The 13,814-nt window shown below is 67.3% G+C and carries 13 protein-coding genes; 4 read left to right on the top strand and 9 right to left on the bottom strand.

Annotated elements, in window-relative coordinates:
- Positions 1–112 precede the first annotated feature (112 nt).
- Positions 113–562: a PNPOx family protein gene (locus G6N66_RS13250; RefSeq protein ID WP_085235095.1), complete on the top strand. Its 450-nt coding sequence runs from the start codon at positions 113–115 to the stop codon at positions 560–562.
- Between the two features lie 6 nt (positions 563–568).
- On the opposite strand, the gene G6N66_RS13245 is transcribed toward G6N66_RS13250, so the two are convergent.
- Together G6N66_RS13245 and G6N66_RS13240 are read right to left on the bottom strand one after the other, a co-directional pair.
- Entirely contained in the window at positions 569–1,255 is a 687-nt protein-coding gene (locus G6N66_RS13245; RefSeq protein WP_372515796.1) for an Rv1815 family serine proteinase, read from the bottom strand.
- Positions 1,256–1,357: 102 nt separating this feature from the next.
- Entirely contained in the window at positions 1,358–2,287 is a 930-nt protein-coding gene (locus G6N66_RS13240; RefSeq protein ID WP_085235096.1) for a sterol desaturase family protein, read from the bottom strand.
- Positions 2,288–2,405: 118 nt separating this feature from the next.
- Between G6N66_RS13240 and G6N66_RS13235 the strand changes: the two genes are divergently transcribed.
- From G6N66_RS13235 to G6N66_RS13225, 3 genes are read left to right on the top strand one after another with little or no spacing between them, the layout of a single operon-like run.
- The gene (locus G6N66_RS13235; RefSeq protein WP_085235115.1) at positions 2,406–3,947 is read left to right on the top strand and encodes an adenylate/guanylate cyclase domain-containing protein; all 1,542 of its coding nucleotides are present in this window, start codon (positions 2,406–2,408) and stop codon (positions 3,945–3,947) included.
- Positions 3,948–3,965: 18 nt separating this feature from the next.
- Complete coding sequence (locus tag G6N66_RS13230) at positions 3,966–4,886, top strand: alpha/beta hydrolase fold domain-containing protein (RefSeq protein ID WP_232079292.1); 921 nt, start codon at positions 3,966–3,968, stop codon at positions 4,884–4,886.
- On the top strand, positions 4,883–6,082 hold the full coding sequence (locus G6N66_RS13225) for an NAD(P)/FAD-dependent oxidoreductase (RefSeq protein WP_085235098.1): 1,200 nt from the start codon (positions 4,883–4,885) through the stop codon (positions 6,080–6,082). The genes G6N66_RS13230 and G6N66_RS13225 overlap by 4 nt, the downstream gene beginning before the upstream one ends.
- On the opposite strand, the gene G6N66_RS13220 is transcribed toward G6N66_RS13225, so the two are convergent.
- The 7 genes from G6N66_RS13220 to G6N66_RS13190 all read right to left on the bottom strand — a co-directional run bounded on the left by G6N66_RS13220 (position 6,079) and on the right by G6N66_RS13190 (position 13,709).
- Positions 6,079–6,795: an MgtC/SapB family protein gene (locus tag G6N66_RS13220; RefSeq protein WP_085235099.1), complete on the bottom strand. Its 717-nt coding sequence runs from the start codon at positions 6,793–6,795 to the stop codon at positions 6,079–6,081. The two genes, G6N66_RS13225 and G6N66_RS13220, sit on opposite strands and share 4 nt — an antisense overlap.
- A gap of 150 nt (positions 6,796–6,945) precedes the next feature.
- Positions 6,946–7,263: a DUF732 domain-containing protein gene (locus G6N66_RS13215; protein ID WP_085235100.1), complete on the bottom strand. Its 318-nt coding sequence runs from the start codon at positions 7,261–7,263 to the stop codon at positions 6,946–6,948.
- Between the two features lie 71 nt (positions 7,264–7,334).
- A complete protein-coding gene (locus G6N66_RS13210) occupies positions 7,335–8,738 on the bottom strand; it encodes a PPE family protein (protein ID WP_085235101.1) in 1,404 nt (467 codons plus the stop codon).
- Positions 8,739–8,760: 22 nt separating this feature from the next.
- On the bottom strand, positions 8,761–10,071 hold the full coding sequence (locus tag G6N66_RS13205) for a PPE family protein (RefSeq protein ID WP_085235102.1): 1,311 nt from the start codon (positions 10,069–10,071) through the stop codon (positions 8,761–8,763).
- A 17-nt stretch (positions 10,072–10,088) separates the two neighbouring features.
- Positions 10,089–10,388, bottom strand: a complete 300-nt coding sequence (locus tag G6N66_RS13200) for a PE family protein (RefSeq protein ID WP_085235103.1) — start codon at positions 10,386–10,388, stop codon at positions 10,089–10,091.
- An 841-nt stretch (positions 10,389–11,229) separates the two neighbouring features.
- Complete coding sequence (locus G6N66_RS13195) at positions 11,230–12,465, bottom strand: PPE family protein (protein ID WP_085235104.1); 1,236 nt, start codon at positions 12,463–12,465, stop codon at positions 11,230–11,232.
- A gap of 8 nt (positions 12,466–12,473) precedes the next feature.
- Positions 12,474–13,709, bottom strand: a complete 1,236-nt coding sequence (locus G6N66_RS13190; RefSeq protein ID WP_085235105.1) for a PPE family protein — start codon at positions 13,707–13,709, stop codon at positions 12,474–12,476.
- Positions 13,710–13,814: the final 105 nt, after the last annotated feature.

The following is a 13,814-nucleotide window of genomic DNA, read 5'->3' as shown; positions in this document are numbered from 1 at the left end:
TCTGACACATCCGAGATCACCGCTCTTGCTTTTTCCGCGCGGCTGTGCCACCGTGTCCGGTAGAGAGAGCACTGCTCTCGCAAGTACCAAGCGTTAGCCGGAAGGAAGCACCATGTCCACGCGATACGACGAACCGGGCCGGGCCGTCCAGGCCGCCAACCGGGTGATCCGCTGGCTGGCCGAGATCGGGATCAGCATCGCCGGGACGCAGCCGCTGCGCGTCCGCGGTCGCAAGACCGGCAAAGAGCGCGGCGTGGTGATCAACCTGCTCAACGTCGACGGCGTGGACTACGTGGTCTCGCCCCGGGGCAACACCCAGTGGGCGCGCAACGTCCGGGCCGCCGGCGTCGTGGAGATCGGACCCCGCTGGCCCCGGTCCAAACGCCGCCAACGGGGCATCACCGAGGTGAGCGATGCCGCCAAACCCGAGCTGCTGAGGCGCTATCTGGACCGGTGGTACTACCAGGTCAAGGACTACGTCGGCGGGTTGACGCCGCAATCCACCAATGAGCAGTTGCTCGCCGGGGCCGCGTCGATCCCGGTGTTCGAGCTCGCCCCCTAGCGTTGATCAACTGGGGTTGGGCGCCGCCCCGCCGAGATCCTGGCGGACCTGGTCGGAGGTGGCCCGCCACGACACCGCCGCGGGGAACTCGCCCCACACGCTGTTGAAGATCCCCACCAGCTGCTCGGGTCCCCCGCCGGGCAGGTACACCGGTCCGCCCGAGTCGCCCTTTTGGCTCTGGACGCCGTGGGACATGGTGAACCAGCCGTTGTTGACGCTCTCCACGGTTCCGCAGGTTTCGCCGGTGATGACGCCGAAGTGGCAAATCGCCTGGCCGGGAGCGAGTGTCGCGCCCGGGTTTGCTTCGAGTCGGCGCCCGCCGGGCAGCACGTCGCTCACCGCCACGCGGTCGTCCAACACGATCGCCTCGTAGTCGTTGATCGACTGATCCGTGGCGACCGTGGTGCCGCTGGGCGTGTTGTCCCGGAATGTCGCCAGCCGACCGATCACGTTGTGGTCCCTGTCGGTGACGACGGGCGCGCCGCCGCGGCAATGGCCCGCCGTGTACGCGATCCTGGTCGCCAGGTCCACATAGGCCAACGTGCAGACGCGGTTGTCCTGGTGGATTTCCATGCCCGGAAAGACCAGCGTGGGCTCCGCGCTGGCGGGCACGGGCGACAGCCCTGCGGCCGACACCGTGACGGCGGCCAGCGCGGCAGAGGCGCGCATCGTCAGGCTCGTCAGTCCGGGCATCATCGGACTCCGATCCGTCGAGGCCAGCGCGAGCACCGGCCGGGGTTTGCGGTTGGGGGTGATCCTCCCCTGCTGACTCTTTCGCCCCCCGTGGCTAAAGCGTTACCGCGCCGTTATTGCCGGGACTGCCCCGCCGGCCTGCCCGGCGCCGCGCGGCTCCCAGCCCGGAGGCCCGAACATATAGCCCAGCCGGTCGCGCCAGCGCGTGGCCGCGCGCCAGTCGCGGGCGATCGCCACGTACTCGCGGGTCTGCAGCTTCCAGATGTTGAAGGTGTCGACCTTCTTGGTCAGGCCATAGTGCGGGCGGAACACCTCGGGCTGGAAGGTGCCGAACAGCCGGTCCCACAGGATCAGGATGCCCCCGTAGTTCTTGTCCAGGTAGAGCTGGTCCATCCCGTGGTGCACCCGGTGGTGCGACGGGGTGTTGAGGACGAACTCGAAGGGCCGCGGCAGCTTGTCGATCCGCTCGGTGTGCACCCAGAACTGATAGATCAGGTTCAGCGACCAGCTGAAGTACACCATCCACGGCGGCAGGCCCAGCAGCGGCAACGGAGCCCACATCAGCACCTCGCCGCTGTTGTTCCACTTCTGGCGCACCGCGGTGGCGAAGTTGTAGTACTCGCTGGAGTGGTGGGCCTGATGCGTCGCCCAGACCAGCCGCACCCGGTGGGCCATGCGGTGGTAGCCGTAGTACAGCAGGTCAACACCCAACAGCGCAACGACCCAGGTGTACCACTTGCTGGGCGATAGGTGCCAGGGCGCCACGTAGGCGTAGATCGCGCTGTAACCCAGCAAGGCCAGTGCCTTCCACCCGGCGCTGGTCAGTATCGAAACCAGTCCCATCGAGATGCTCGCCCAGGAATCCTGGGCGAGATACGAGCCCGACGGCGACCGCTCCTGCTCGACGCGCTGCAGCTTGCGCGCCGCCGTCCACTCCAGGATCAGCAGCAGGAGGAAAAACGGGATGGCGAACAGCACCGGGTCGCGTACCTGCTCGGGCAGCCCGAACCAGAATCCCGTCACCGCGTTCACACAGACAGATTACGACCCGGCGCTCACCAGGCGAGCGACTTATCGCCACGCCAGCCACCGGTCCGTAACAGTGAACAAAATCGCGGTCGTAGCGCCGTGCATCGCTACGCTCACTACCGTGCCCGAAACGTCATACGCACCATGCGGCGATCTCAGCCTCGCGTATCAGGCGTTCGGCGACGGGCCCGTCGAGCTCGTCTTCGCGGGGTCCTTTGTCAGCCACGTCGAAATGTTTTGGACCCTGCCCGAGTTCAACGCGTTCATGGACCGGCTCGCCACGTTCTGCCGTGTGCTCCTGTTCGATAAGGCCGGGGTCGGGCTATCGGACCCCGTCCGGCAAGTTCGCACGCTGGATGATCGAGCGGCCGAGATCGAGGCCGTCATGGACGCTGCCGACTTCCGAGATGCCGTCCTTTTCGGCGTGAGCGAGGGCGGCCCAGCCGCGATGGTTTTCGCGGCAACACGACCGCAGCGAACGCGGGCCTTGATTCTTACCGGCACGATAGCGTACTGGGGCTTCGCCGGATGGGACGACACCGAACGCGACCCCGCCGAGCTGCGGGCGCACTTCTTACCCGAGCTGGGCGAGGACTACACACCGTCAACGCAGCAGCTTGCCCGCTGGCAGGGATTCGGCCGCGCCGTGCGCTCGGCGTGGGGCAGCGGCGCGGCACTCAAGATTCTGCTCCCGTCGGTACGGTCGACACGCCAGCTCGCAATGTTGGAGCGCATGAGCGCGAGCCCGGCGATGGCGCGCGCGACACTCGAAGCGGTGTTCCGGGTCGATGTCCGGACGGTCCTGCCGACTATCACCGCGCCAACCCTGGTCATCCATGCCCGCGAGGACCCCGTTCCCGTGCAGGGCGGCCGGTACCTGGCCGACCACATCCCCGGCGCGCGAATGCTTGAGGTCGACGGCGTGGATCACGTGCCCTTTTTAACCGAGCCCGACAAGATCACGACCGGAATCGAGGAGTTCCTCACCGGCAGCCGCGCGGCGCCGCCGCAGTCGCATCGCGCTCTGCGCACCGTGCTGTTCACCGACATGGTGGCCTCGACGCAACACGCCGCGGCAGCGGGCGACGAGCGGTGGCGGGCGGTGCTTCAACGCTTTGGTGAGATGACAGCCGAGCTCACGAAACGATTCGGCGGCACGGTGGTCAAGAGCACCGGCGACGGCCACCTCGCGACGTTCGACGGCCCGACACAGGCCATCCGCTGCGCCGAGGCGCTGCGCGTTGACGCCGAGACACTGGGCATCGAGATCCGCGCTGGGGTTCACACCGGCGAGTGCGAACTGCTGGACAGCGACATCGGGGGTATCGCCGTACACATCGCGGCGCGAATCCTCGGTCACGCCGGCGCCGGCGACATCCTCGTCTCCCGCACCGTGCGTGATCTAGTCGTTGGCTCGGGCCTGGGGTTCGAAGACCGCGGCAGCGTCGAGTTGCGCGGCGTGCCCGGCACCTGGCAACTCCTGGCGGTCAGTCGCCACGGCCCGGGACCAGGATCGGCGGAGTCGGAGCTGGCCGCCATGCCGACCCCCGGCCCTCAGACTGCGATGCGCCCCTCGGATCGTGCCGTGGCGGTAATGGCCAAGCGGACACCGTGGATCCTGCGCGGGATGGCCCGCCTCGCTCCGCCCACCGGCCGCCGCTGAACAGGCGGCGTCACGCTGATGACGGCAGAAGATCGAGGCATGCTCAAGCTCGGTGTGACGCAGCGGCTGCTCCGTGCCACCGGCGTCCGGAATCGGCTGTTCCCCGTCGCCAAGCTGGACCGCTGGGCCGCCCACCCGCGTCCGCCTTACACCGGCCGGCCGCCGAAGCGCGCATTGAAGAAGATCGACGTCACCCGGGACGACCTCAACGGCCGACCGGTCTATCAGGTCCGCCCGCGACGTGCCGGCGCCGGCGAGATCACCGGCCACCTGCTCTATCTGCACGGCGGGGCCTACGTGCTGGACCTGTTGCCGTATTTCCATTGGCCCGCCATCGCGAAGCTGGCGACCGCGCTAAGGCGCACCGTCACCGTGCCGATCTACCCCATCGCACCCGAGCACACGTACCGCGAGGTGTTCCCGTTCCTGCTGCAGGTGTACCGGCGTGAATTGCAAAGCCGGGATCCCAATTCGATTGCCTTCATGGGTGATTCGGCCGGGGGCGGAATGGCTTTCGCGCTGTGTCACGCGGTGCGGGATGCCAACCTTCCGCCGCCGACGGATGCCGTGCTGCTCTCACCGTGGATGCACCTCGCGCTGCCGGACCCGCACGTGCCGGTCGCCGCCAAAATCGACCCGTTTCTCAACCCAGAGGATTTGCGCGCGGCGGGAATTCGTTATGCCGGCGGCGATCCCCTGGACAGTCCCCTGCTCAGTCCCAGCGTGGGACCGCTGACCGGTCTGCCCCGGCTGACCGTTTTCACCGGGACCCACGACGTGCTCAACCCCGACGCCCGCGCCTTCCGCAGGCGGGCCGCCGCCGAAGGTCTCGACATCGGCTGGTACGAACTCGAGGGCGGGCTGCACGCGTGGATGCTGCTGCCCGGTCGGGACGCCGCGCACGCGCTGGATCAGATCACCGAGGTTTTGAGCGGGTGACCTCCGTGATGGTGATCGGCTCCGGGTTCGCGGGGCTGTGGGCCGCGCTGGGTGCCGCCCGGCGACTCGACGAACTCGGAGTGCCGCCCGGCGCCATCGATATCACCGTGTTGAGCGCCAAGCCTTTTCATGACATCCGGGTTCGCAACTACGAGGCCGACCTCAGCGCCTGCCGCATCCCGCTCGCCGATCTGCTCGACCCGGTCGGCGTCGCGCACGTCGCCGCCGAGGTGCAGGCGATCGACACCGATGCGCGCACCGTCACGACGTCACGTGGCGTGACGTACGGCTACGACCGCGTGGTGCTGGCGTCGGGTAGCCAGGTGGTCAGGCCCGCGGTTCCGGGCTTGCGCGAGTTCGGCTTTGACGTCGACACCCACGACGGGGCCCTGGCGCTGCAGGACCATCTACAGCGGCTCGCGCGCGGCTCGGCCGCAATGCCGCGGGCGGCGGCCGCGACGGTCGTCGTCGTCGGCGCCGGGCTCACCGGTATCGAGACGGCGTGCGAGCTGCCGGGCAGATTGCGAACGCTATTCGGTGACGATGGCCGGGTCGTATTGGTCGACCGCAACCCCTTCGTGGGTTCCGACATGGGCACGTCGGCGCGTCCAGTGATCGAACGAGCGTTGTCGCACAACGGCATTGAGACCAGGACTTCAGTGGGTGTCCAGGAAGTCAGCCGCGATGGCGTGTCGCTGAGCTCGGGCGAGTGGCTGCACACGGCCACCGTGGTGTGGTGCGCCGGTATGCGGGCCAGTGCACTGACCGAGCAGCTGCCGGTGCCCGGCGACCGGCTGGGTCGGGTGCCGGTCGACGACCACCTGCGGGTGGCCGGGGTGCCGTCGATATTCGCCGCCGGCGACGTCGCCGCCGCCCGCATGGACGACGAACATGTGTCGGTGATGTCTTGTCAGCACGGCCGCCCGATGGGCCGCTACGCCGGATACAACGTCATCAGCGACGTGTGCGGCGAACCGATGCTGACCCTGCGAATCCCTTGGTACGTCACGGTTCTCGACCTCGGCGCGGCCGGTGCCGTCTACACCGAGGGGTGGGACCGGGTGGTGGTGGCCGCCGGGGCGAAGGCCAAGGCGACCAAGCAAACCATCAACACCCGGCGGATCTATCCCCCATTGACCGGCAACCGGGCGGACCTGTTGGCCGCGGCCGCGCCGGAGCTGCAGGCCCGTCCCTAGCGGTGCCCGTCGGACTGGGCTTCGTCGCCGGCATACCACTGCACCGCACGAACTCCCGGCTGCAGCGACAGCTCGGCGACCAAACGCTCCAGCCGGGCGGGAACGTCGCCGTTCAGGAGTAGGTGTGCGGTCAAAGTGATTTCGTCGTCGCCGGCTCGTCCGGTGTGGAGTCCGCGCAGCGTGATGTCATTACCGCCGGCGTGCTGGATAATCTGGGCGCGCGCGTATTGCTCGTGTTTCGGTCGGCTGACAACTTGCAGCAGATAGGGCTGCAGGGTTTCGTCATCGTCGCTCGTATTGTCGTGGTCGATCAGCCTGCCCAACGGGCGCATGAAGAGGTGGATGGCGATGACGGCACCGGTGCCGATCGCCGTGAAGAGTAGGTTGCCGGACGCGGCCAGCACGCCTACCGCCGCGGAACACCACAGGGTGGCGGCGGTGTTGAGGCCTCGGACGTTGACCCCTTCACGCAGGATCACCCCACCGCCCAAGAATCCGATACCGGACACCACGTAGGACGCGACCCGGGTGGGGCTGCTGTCCGGCGTGGCCACCGCATACAGCACGAACAAGGTCGCGCCCGCGGCCACTAATGCGTTGGTGCGCAGGCCCGCCCTGCGTGCGCGCCACTGCCGCTCGATGCCGATCAGGGCGCCGCAGCCGACCCCGACGGCGAGTCGGATAGCGAAATCGGCGACGCTCAATGTCTGCATGACGCGCAATTCCCCTTGTGGTGTTCCAGCCCTCCAGCGCTGCTTTTGCGAGCAGCTAACCACCTGCAGGTAAACGGCAGGTAGACCCTCGGCATAACCGTCGCCATGTGGCCACGCCTGGGCAACCATCGCGTCGCGAACGCGCCCCGCTCAGGCCTTGGAGAGTTGGTCGGGACAGAAGAATTTCGCCGAAATCATGGCGAAATTCGACGCGTTCTCCATGTCCATTCCGGGATTGTGGGTCTTGACGTCGTGGACGAGCTCCAGACCCGATTCACCGTTGCTCAAGCACTCACATACCGCCCTGCCGGACGTGACGGCCTGCGCAGGACTCGCGTAGGAGATGCCGACCTTGTTCAGCGCTGCCAAAAAGCTTGCATCGTCGCCGTCACCCGGATCCGCGTAAGCGGGCGCGGCGAAGCCGATCAGGGCGGCAACCCCGAGTAGCGGTACAAGCTGCCTCACAATTCACCAACCTTTCAGTCCAGGCTTCTCAAAGATGCCTATTACCAATCATTTTCGATGGAAATGCCCGCCCGTCAGCCCAATCGGGCATCCGCCGGCACGACTTTGGGTTTGTCGCCCTTGGACAGGTGCACCGCGTGGATGCCGGGCTTCTTGGCCAGCTGTTCGAGCAGGCTGTCCAGGCCTTCTTGATCGACGCGATGGTGTTGCACGCTTTCGGGTTTCTCCGATATCTGTGCCACCAGACGCTTCAACTTCTCCGGCGACGTGCTGTCCTTGAGGTCCTTGAGCGGGGTGAGTCGGCCGCGCACGCCGGCCGTGGCGACGTCGGGTGCGCCCGCCCCGGCGGCGGCTCCGAGCATGCCCGCCAGCGACGCCGCGCTCAGCAGTCCGCCCTCACCCAGTGCCGCTGCCGGCACCGCCTCGGGCCCGGCCGCGGTGAGGGCGGCTGCAACCGTACGGATGGCCGGGGTGGCCGGGGCCCAGCTGGGCGGCACGCGCAGGTTTCCGACCAGGGTGCCCCGGCCGAAATGCGCCTCCGGGGTGACCGAACCGAACAGCGTGCCCCGGCCCCAATGCGGTGCCGCGAGCCCGGCTCCCAGCGCGTCCCTGGGGATCGCGCCCGCCACGGCGTGCGGGGCGAACTTGAGGAACTGCGAGGCGGGCAGGTTGATCAGCAACCCGATGTCGTTGAACCCGGTGGTGAAGCCGAGCGGGACTTTTACGGCGTTGTACACGCTGGAATACAGCGCGGACGTGCCCGTGCCAAACAGCGAATTCAGCAGCCCATTGAGGGTGTCCGTGTAGTCGGTAGACAGGTTCGCGCCCACTTGTAACAGCCACGACCACGGGTCGGTCAGCGACGACAGCGACGACACAGCCGACTGCGCGCTGCCCGCCGAGGTACCGACGGCCTGAGTGACCGCGGCGGCTTGCCCCGCCAGCCCGCCGGCATTGGTGATCTGCGGTGCCGCGGTGAACGGGGTCAACTTGGTGGCCGCCGCCGACGAGCCCGCGTAGCCGTCCATGGCGAGGGCGTCTTGCACCCACATTTCGGCGTATTCAATCTCGGTGGAGGCGATGGCCGGGGTGTTCTGGCCGAAGATGTTGGTCGCCACGAGCTGGGCCAGTCGGGTGCGATTGGCCGAGATCTCGGCGGGTGGCACATGGGCGGCGAACGCCGCCTCATAGGCGCTTGCCGCCGCGGTGGCCTGCGCTGCTGCTTCGCCGGCGGTGGCCCCGGCGGCCTGCATCCAGCTCAAATACGGTGTGACCGCCGCCAACATGGCCATCGACGTCGGTCCACTCCACGCGCCGCTGACCAAGTCGTCGACCACCGACGAATAGGAACCCACGGTCGACTGGATCTCGCCCGCCAGTCCCTCCCAGGCCGCGGCGGCGGAGCGCAAAGACCCCGATCCCGCACCGCTATACATCCTGCCCGAGTTGAATTCCGGTGGAAACGCTGCATAGAACACGGCTCTATCCCCTCAGTCTCAGCTAGTCGTCGAGCGCCGGAATCACGATGATGGTGGCCGCGGCCGGATCAGCTTCGGCGAGGCCGCCGAGCGAGCTCGCCGCGGCACCACCGCTCACGGAATGGACCGCGGAAGCGGACATGGCACGTCCCGCCAGGCTCGACAGGGCCATCTGGCTGAACACCCCACCTTCACCGGCCATCGGGGCCTCCGGCAGCGCCGCGAGGTTGGTGGGTAGTGCCGAGGCGAGTGTCCTGATCGTCGTCGGCGCGGCCTCGGTCCAGCCCTGCGGCACCGACATGCTTCCCACCAGCGCCGACTTGCCCATCGCGCCGGTGACGGGACTGACGCTTCCCGCGGTCGCCACCTTGGGCAGTTCACTCATCAGCGGCGACAACGCCCCATGAGCGACTTTCGGAGCACCGAAAGCGACCAAACCTTGGCCGTTCTGGGCGTAGGAGTACACCTGGCCGAACGACAGGAACGGACCACCGGGGATGGACGTCAAACCCTGCAGGGAGTAGGGCCCCGAGGCGATGGTGGACATGATGGTGTTCCAGTTGGCCAGGTCGGTCGTCCAGCTCGCCGGCACCAAATTTCCGACGTTGGCGAGCTGAGGCAGATCCAGGCCCGACAACAGGTTGCCCGCCCCGCCCGCCTGCCCGGCCGACCCGAGGGTCGTCGCCAGGTTTTGCAGCCACGTCGGCACCGAGTCGATCAGCTGGGAAAGCTTCGTGCCGATGTCCAAGCCGCTCTCGGCGCCGGACTGCGAGACCGCGGCCGATTGCGCCGCGACGCCCGCGGGGTTGGTAGTCTGCGGCGGTTCGGTGAACGGCGTCAGCTGCGAGGCGGCCGACGACGACCCGGCGTAGGCGTACATCGCGGCGGCGTCCTGCGCCCACATTTCCATGTAGTGGGCTTCGGTGGCCGCGATCGCGGGGGTGTTCTGACCTAAGAAGTTGGTCGCGACCAACATTGCCAACAACGCGCGATTCGCCGCGATTACCGGAGGAGGCACCGTGGCCGCGAAGGCCGTCTCGTAGGCGCCGGCCGCCAGCTTGGCTTGCGCGGCGGCTTGTTCGGCCTGCGCGGCCGCGCCGCTGACCCACGTCGTGAAGGGTGCGGCCGCTGCCGCCATCGTCATCGACGACGGACCCGTCCACGCCCCGGCCACCAGGCCCTCGACCGTCGACCCATACGACGAGGCCGCGGACTGCAAATCCGCCGCCAACGAATCCCAGGCGGCCGCGGCGGCCAGCATTGGCCCCGATCCCGCTCCGAGATACATTCGGCCGGAATTGATCTCTGGCGGTAGCGCCCCGAAATCCAACATCGAAGTCCGCCTCTCCCCTAGGTAGCCGCGGCCGCGTTCGCCGCCTCGGTGGCCGCATATGAACCCGAACTCGCGCTCAGCGCCGCCACGAACTGTTCGTGAATGGCGGCAGCCTGCGCCGCCACTGCCTGATACATCTGCGCGTGCGCGGCGAACTGCGCCGCGGTCAGGGCCGACACCTCGTCAGCAGCGGCGGGAACCACGCCGGTGGTTGGGGCGGCCGCGGCGGCGTTTGCGGAACTCATCGCCGATCCGATCCCGGCCAGGTTGCTGGCCGCAGCCGCCAGCGCCTCAGGTTGTGCGGTAACAAAGGACATAAATCGTCTCCTTAGAATGTGTTGTCCTGTGTATTTCGTCAAGCGTTCTCGTCCGGCTTGAAAGATTCGACGCCATCCCCGATCCAGGCGTCCCGTTCAACATAGCGATCATAATGAATTAAATGGGCTCGATTGGTATCGCGCCTGGTAACATGATGTAACAAATTATTGTCCAATCCGCCGAGGTTCAGTGAGATTCACAGCAAACAGCACGATCGCTGATAACGCAGTCCAGTGACCTATCATCGAATATCGGCAAATAGTTTGTACGTATATTTACACGCAAAGATATTCCACGCACCGAAATAGATCTAAGATGCGTTTGCCGATGCCGCGCGCTATTTACCACCCATGTTGATCGCTAGGTCAGCAAGCCCCCTAATGCCCTAGATGTAAACGATTAGAATTCGGAACATGGCGAGCGCTGCCGGGCGGTGACTGACGTTTTTGTGCCGACACACGAAGCCATCGACCCGACTCAGCCCTCACTCGTGCCAAGCGTGCTATCGGCGCTAGCCGTCGCCGCCAGGCGCGCCCGAGGGGCGGTTTCTCGCGGTGCGGCCCGGGCGCGGGGCGTCGCGCGTTCTTCATTGGCATTGGCGCAGCCTTCATACTCGACAGCTAGTTGTCATCTGACACTCCCCTAAAGTTTATCAAGAATAATCATTGTCAACTGTCACGAGGCTGATTTGCTGCTGGAAGTTTCCTGGGAGCATCGAAAGAGTATTTCCGCAGTTCACTACGCTATTGGGTATTCCTGGAAACATCATGCTGCCCAGTTGTGAGGTTGCTACATGCTCACCACGCGGGCATGGAGGGCGTGGTCGGGCCGGTAGCCCGGTCACCCGGCCGCGGGTGGACGTGCGACGAACCGCGGGCGGAAGCCGTATTGCGGCACAGCGCGCCCCTCGCCGGTGCCGGCCGCCATCTTGGCTAGCGGCACCGGCGGCGTGCCGTCGGCCACGGCCGCTGCCGGGGTTCCCAAGGGCGCGCCGCCTGGCGGCGCCGGCAGGGAGTTGTACAGCTGCGCAGGGGTTGCCCAGCCGGGTGGCACCGAAAGCGGCCCGATGAGGTTTGCTCGTCCCATCCCGGCGGAGTTACCCAACGCTCCGACACCGCCCAGCGGGGTTTGAACTGCCTCGGCGGCCGCGCCGGGCACGGCCGCGGCGGGATCGGCGCCTTTGCCGGCCAGGCCCAAAAAGTCAGACGTGTTGCCCATAAACCGGGCCGGCATGAAGAAGCCCGAGGCAAAGACGCTGTTCAAGACCTCGGAGTTGAGGAAGTCTGCCAAGGCGGAGCCGTTCGGCCCGAATATCGCGTCGAGGACTCCGGGCAGCCCGGTGGTCGACGACCCCGACGTGAAGAGATCGAATCCGCCGAGCGCGCCGCTCAGCTGGGAGCCGGACGAAGCCGGGGAAGCCAGGTTTTGCAGGGCGCCGGGCAGCGTCGCCACAAGCTGCGACAACGTGCTCTGCGCGGTGCCCGCCGGTGTGGCGGAAGCCTGCGCGACGGCAGCGGCTTGAGTCGTGGGTCCGGTGGCGTCGGCAACCCGGGCGGGCTGGTCGAATGGCGTCAGCTGGCTGGCCACCGCCGAGGAGCCGGCGTAGCCGTACATCGCCGTCGCATCCTGCGCCCACATCTGTGTGTAGTGGGCTTCGGTGGCCGCGATCGCCGGCGTGTTTTGCCCGAAGAAGTTGGTCGCGACAAGCACCAACAGTTGCGCGCGGTTCGCCGCGATCACGGACGGGGGGACCGTGGCCGCGAACGCCGCCTCGTACGCCGCCACAGCCGCCTCGGCCTGCGCCGCGGTCTGCTCGGCCAGTGCCGCGGTGCCGCTCAGCCACGCCACGTACGGCGCGACCGCCGCCGCCATCGTCGCCGACGACGGACCATGCCATGCTTGGCCGGCGAGATCAGCAAGCACGGAGCTGTAACCCGTTGCTGCCAAACATAATTCGGATGCCAGCTCATGCCAGGCCGATGCGGCGGCAAGCATCGAGCCGGGACCCGGCCCGAAATACATGCGGCCCGAATTGATTTCGGGCGGAAGCATCGCGAAGTCCAGTGCTGCCGTCATCGGGTGGGCTATCCGGCTGCCGGGGGACGCGTCACGAAGCTGGGGCGAAAGCCGTACTGAGGGACGTTGCGCCCCAAGCCTTGTGCACCCAATCCGCCAAGCGGCACTCCCGGCATGCCGGTCGCCATGGCCGGAGGGGCCACCATCGGCGTTGCACCCAGGGTCGAGGACAACGGTGCATGCGGTGCCGCCTCGGCCCAGCTCGGCGGCACCGAAAGCGGACCGACCAGGGCGGCACGCCCCAAGCCCATGTCGATGGAGTTGCCGAAGCTGGACATGGCTCGCAACGGCCCGGCCAGCGCGGTGCCGAGCGGGCCTTGGGCGATTTCGCCGATGGCCTGTTGGGCGGCCTGTCCCCCGGCGATGCCCATGAAGTCGGCCGCCGTGCCCATGAAGTTGCCCGGCATGTAGAACCCCGACGAAAAGATCGTGTTCCACAGGTTGGCGTTCAAGAAGTTTCCCAAGGCCGAGCCGTTCGAGCCGGAGACCAAATTGAGCAGGCCGGACAGCCCCGAGCTCTCAGAACCCGACCCCGACGCGAAGATGTTGAACCCGCCCAGGCCCGACCCCGACGAGGTCGGCGCGGCCAAACTTTGCAGCGCGTTGGGCACCGCGGAGAGCACCCTGGACAACGTGCGCTGTCCGCTGCCGGCCGAGGTGGCGGCGGCTCCGGTGCGCGCCGCCGCTTGGGCGCTCGCCCCGCTTTCGTTGGCGATCGGGGCAGGCTGCGTGAACGCCGTCAACCGGCTGGCCGACGCCGAGGCGGCGGCGTAGCCGTACATGGCCGCTGCGTCTTGCGCCCACATCTCGGCGTACTGCGCCTCGTTGGCGGCGATCGCGGCGGTGTTTTGCCCGATTACATTCGTCGCGATGAGCGACGACAGCTGGGCGCGATTGGCCGCCACCAGGGCCGGTGCCACCGTAGCGGCAAACGCCGACTCGTAGGCGGCCGCCGCCGCCGTGGCCTGCGCCGCGGTCCGCTCGGCCTGCGCGGCGGTGCTGCTCATCCACGCCACATACGGCATTGCGGCCGCCGCCATCGCCGCCGACGCCGGGCCGTGCCATTCCTCGCCGGCCAGCGCTGTCAGCACCTTGCCGTAAGACAATGCAGTGGAACGCAATTCGGCGGCCAGCACGTTCCACGCCGACGCCGCGGCCAGCATCGGACCAGAGCCTGCCCCCGAATACATCCGAGCCGAGTTGACCTCGGGCGGAAGCGTGGCGAAATCCAGTGCAGCAGTCATCGTTACCCCCCTGTTCTCGGCGTAACGGCGAAATATGTTGTCGCGAAAGCGGATAATGCCGCGGCAGGCATTTCCGAACGCGTGATTGCAAACGACATCGGGCTT

The organism is Mycobacterium conspicuum (assembly GCF_010730195.1).
Taxonomy (GTDB): Bacteria; Actinomycetota; Actinomycetes; order Mycobacteriales; family Mycobacteriaceae; genus Mycobacterium; species Mycobacterium conspicuum.
The sequence above is the reverse complement of the archived record's forward strand: the minus strand, read 5'-3'. Positions and strand labels throughout refer to the sequence as shown.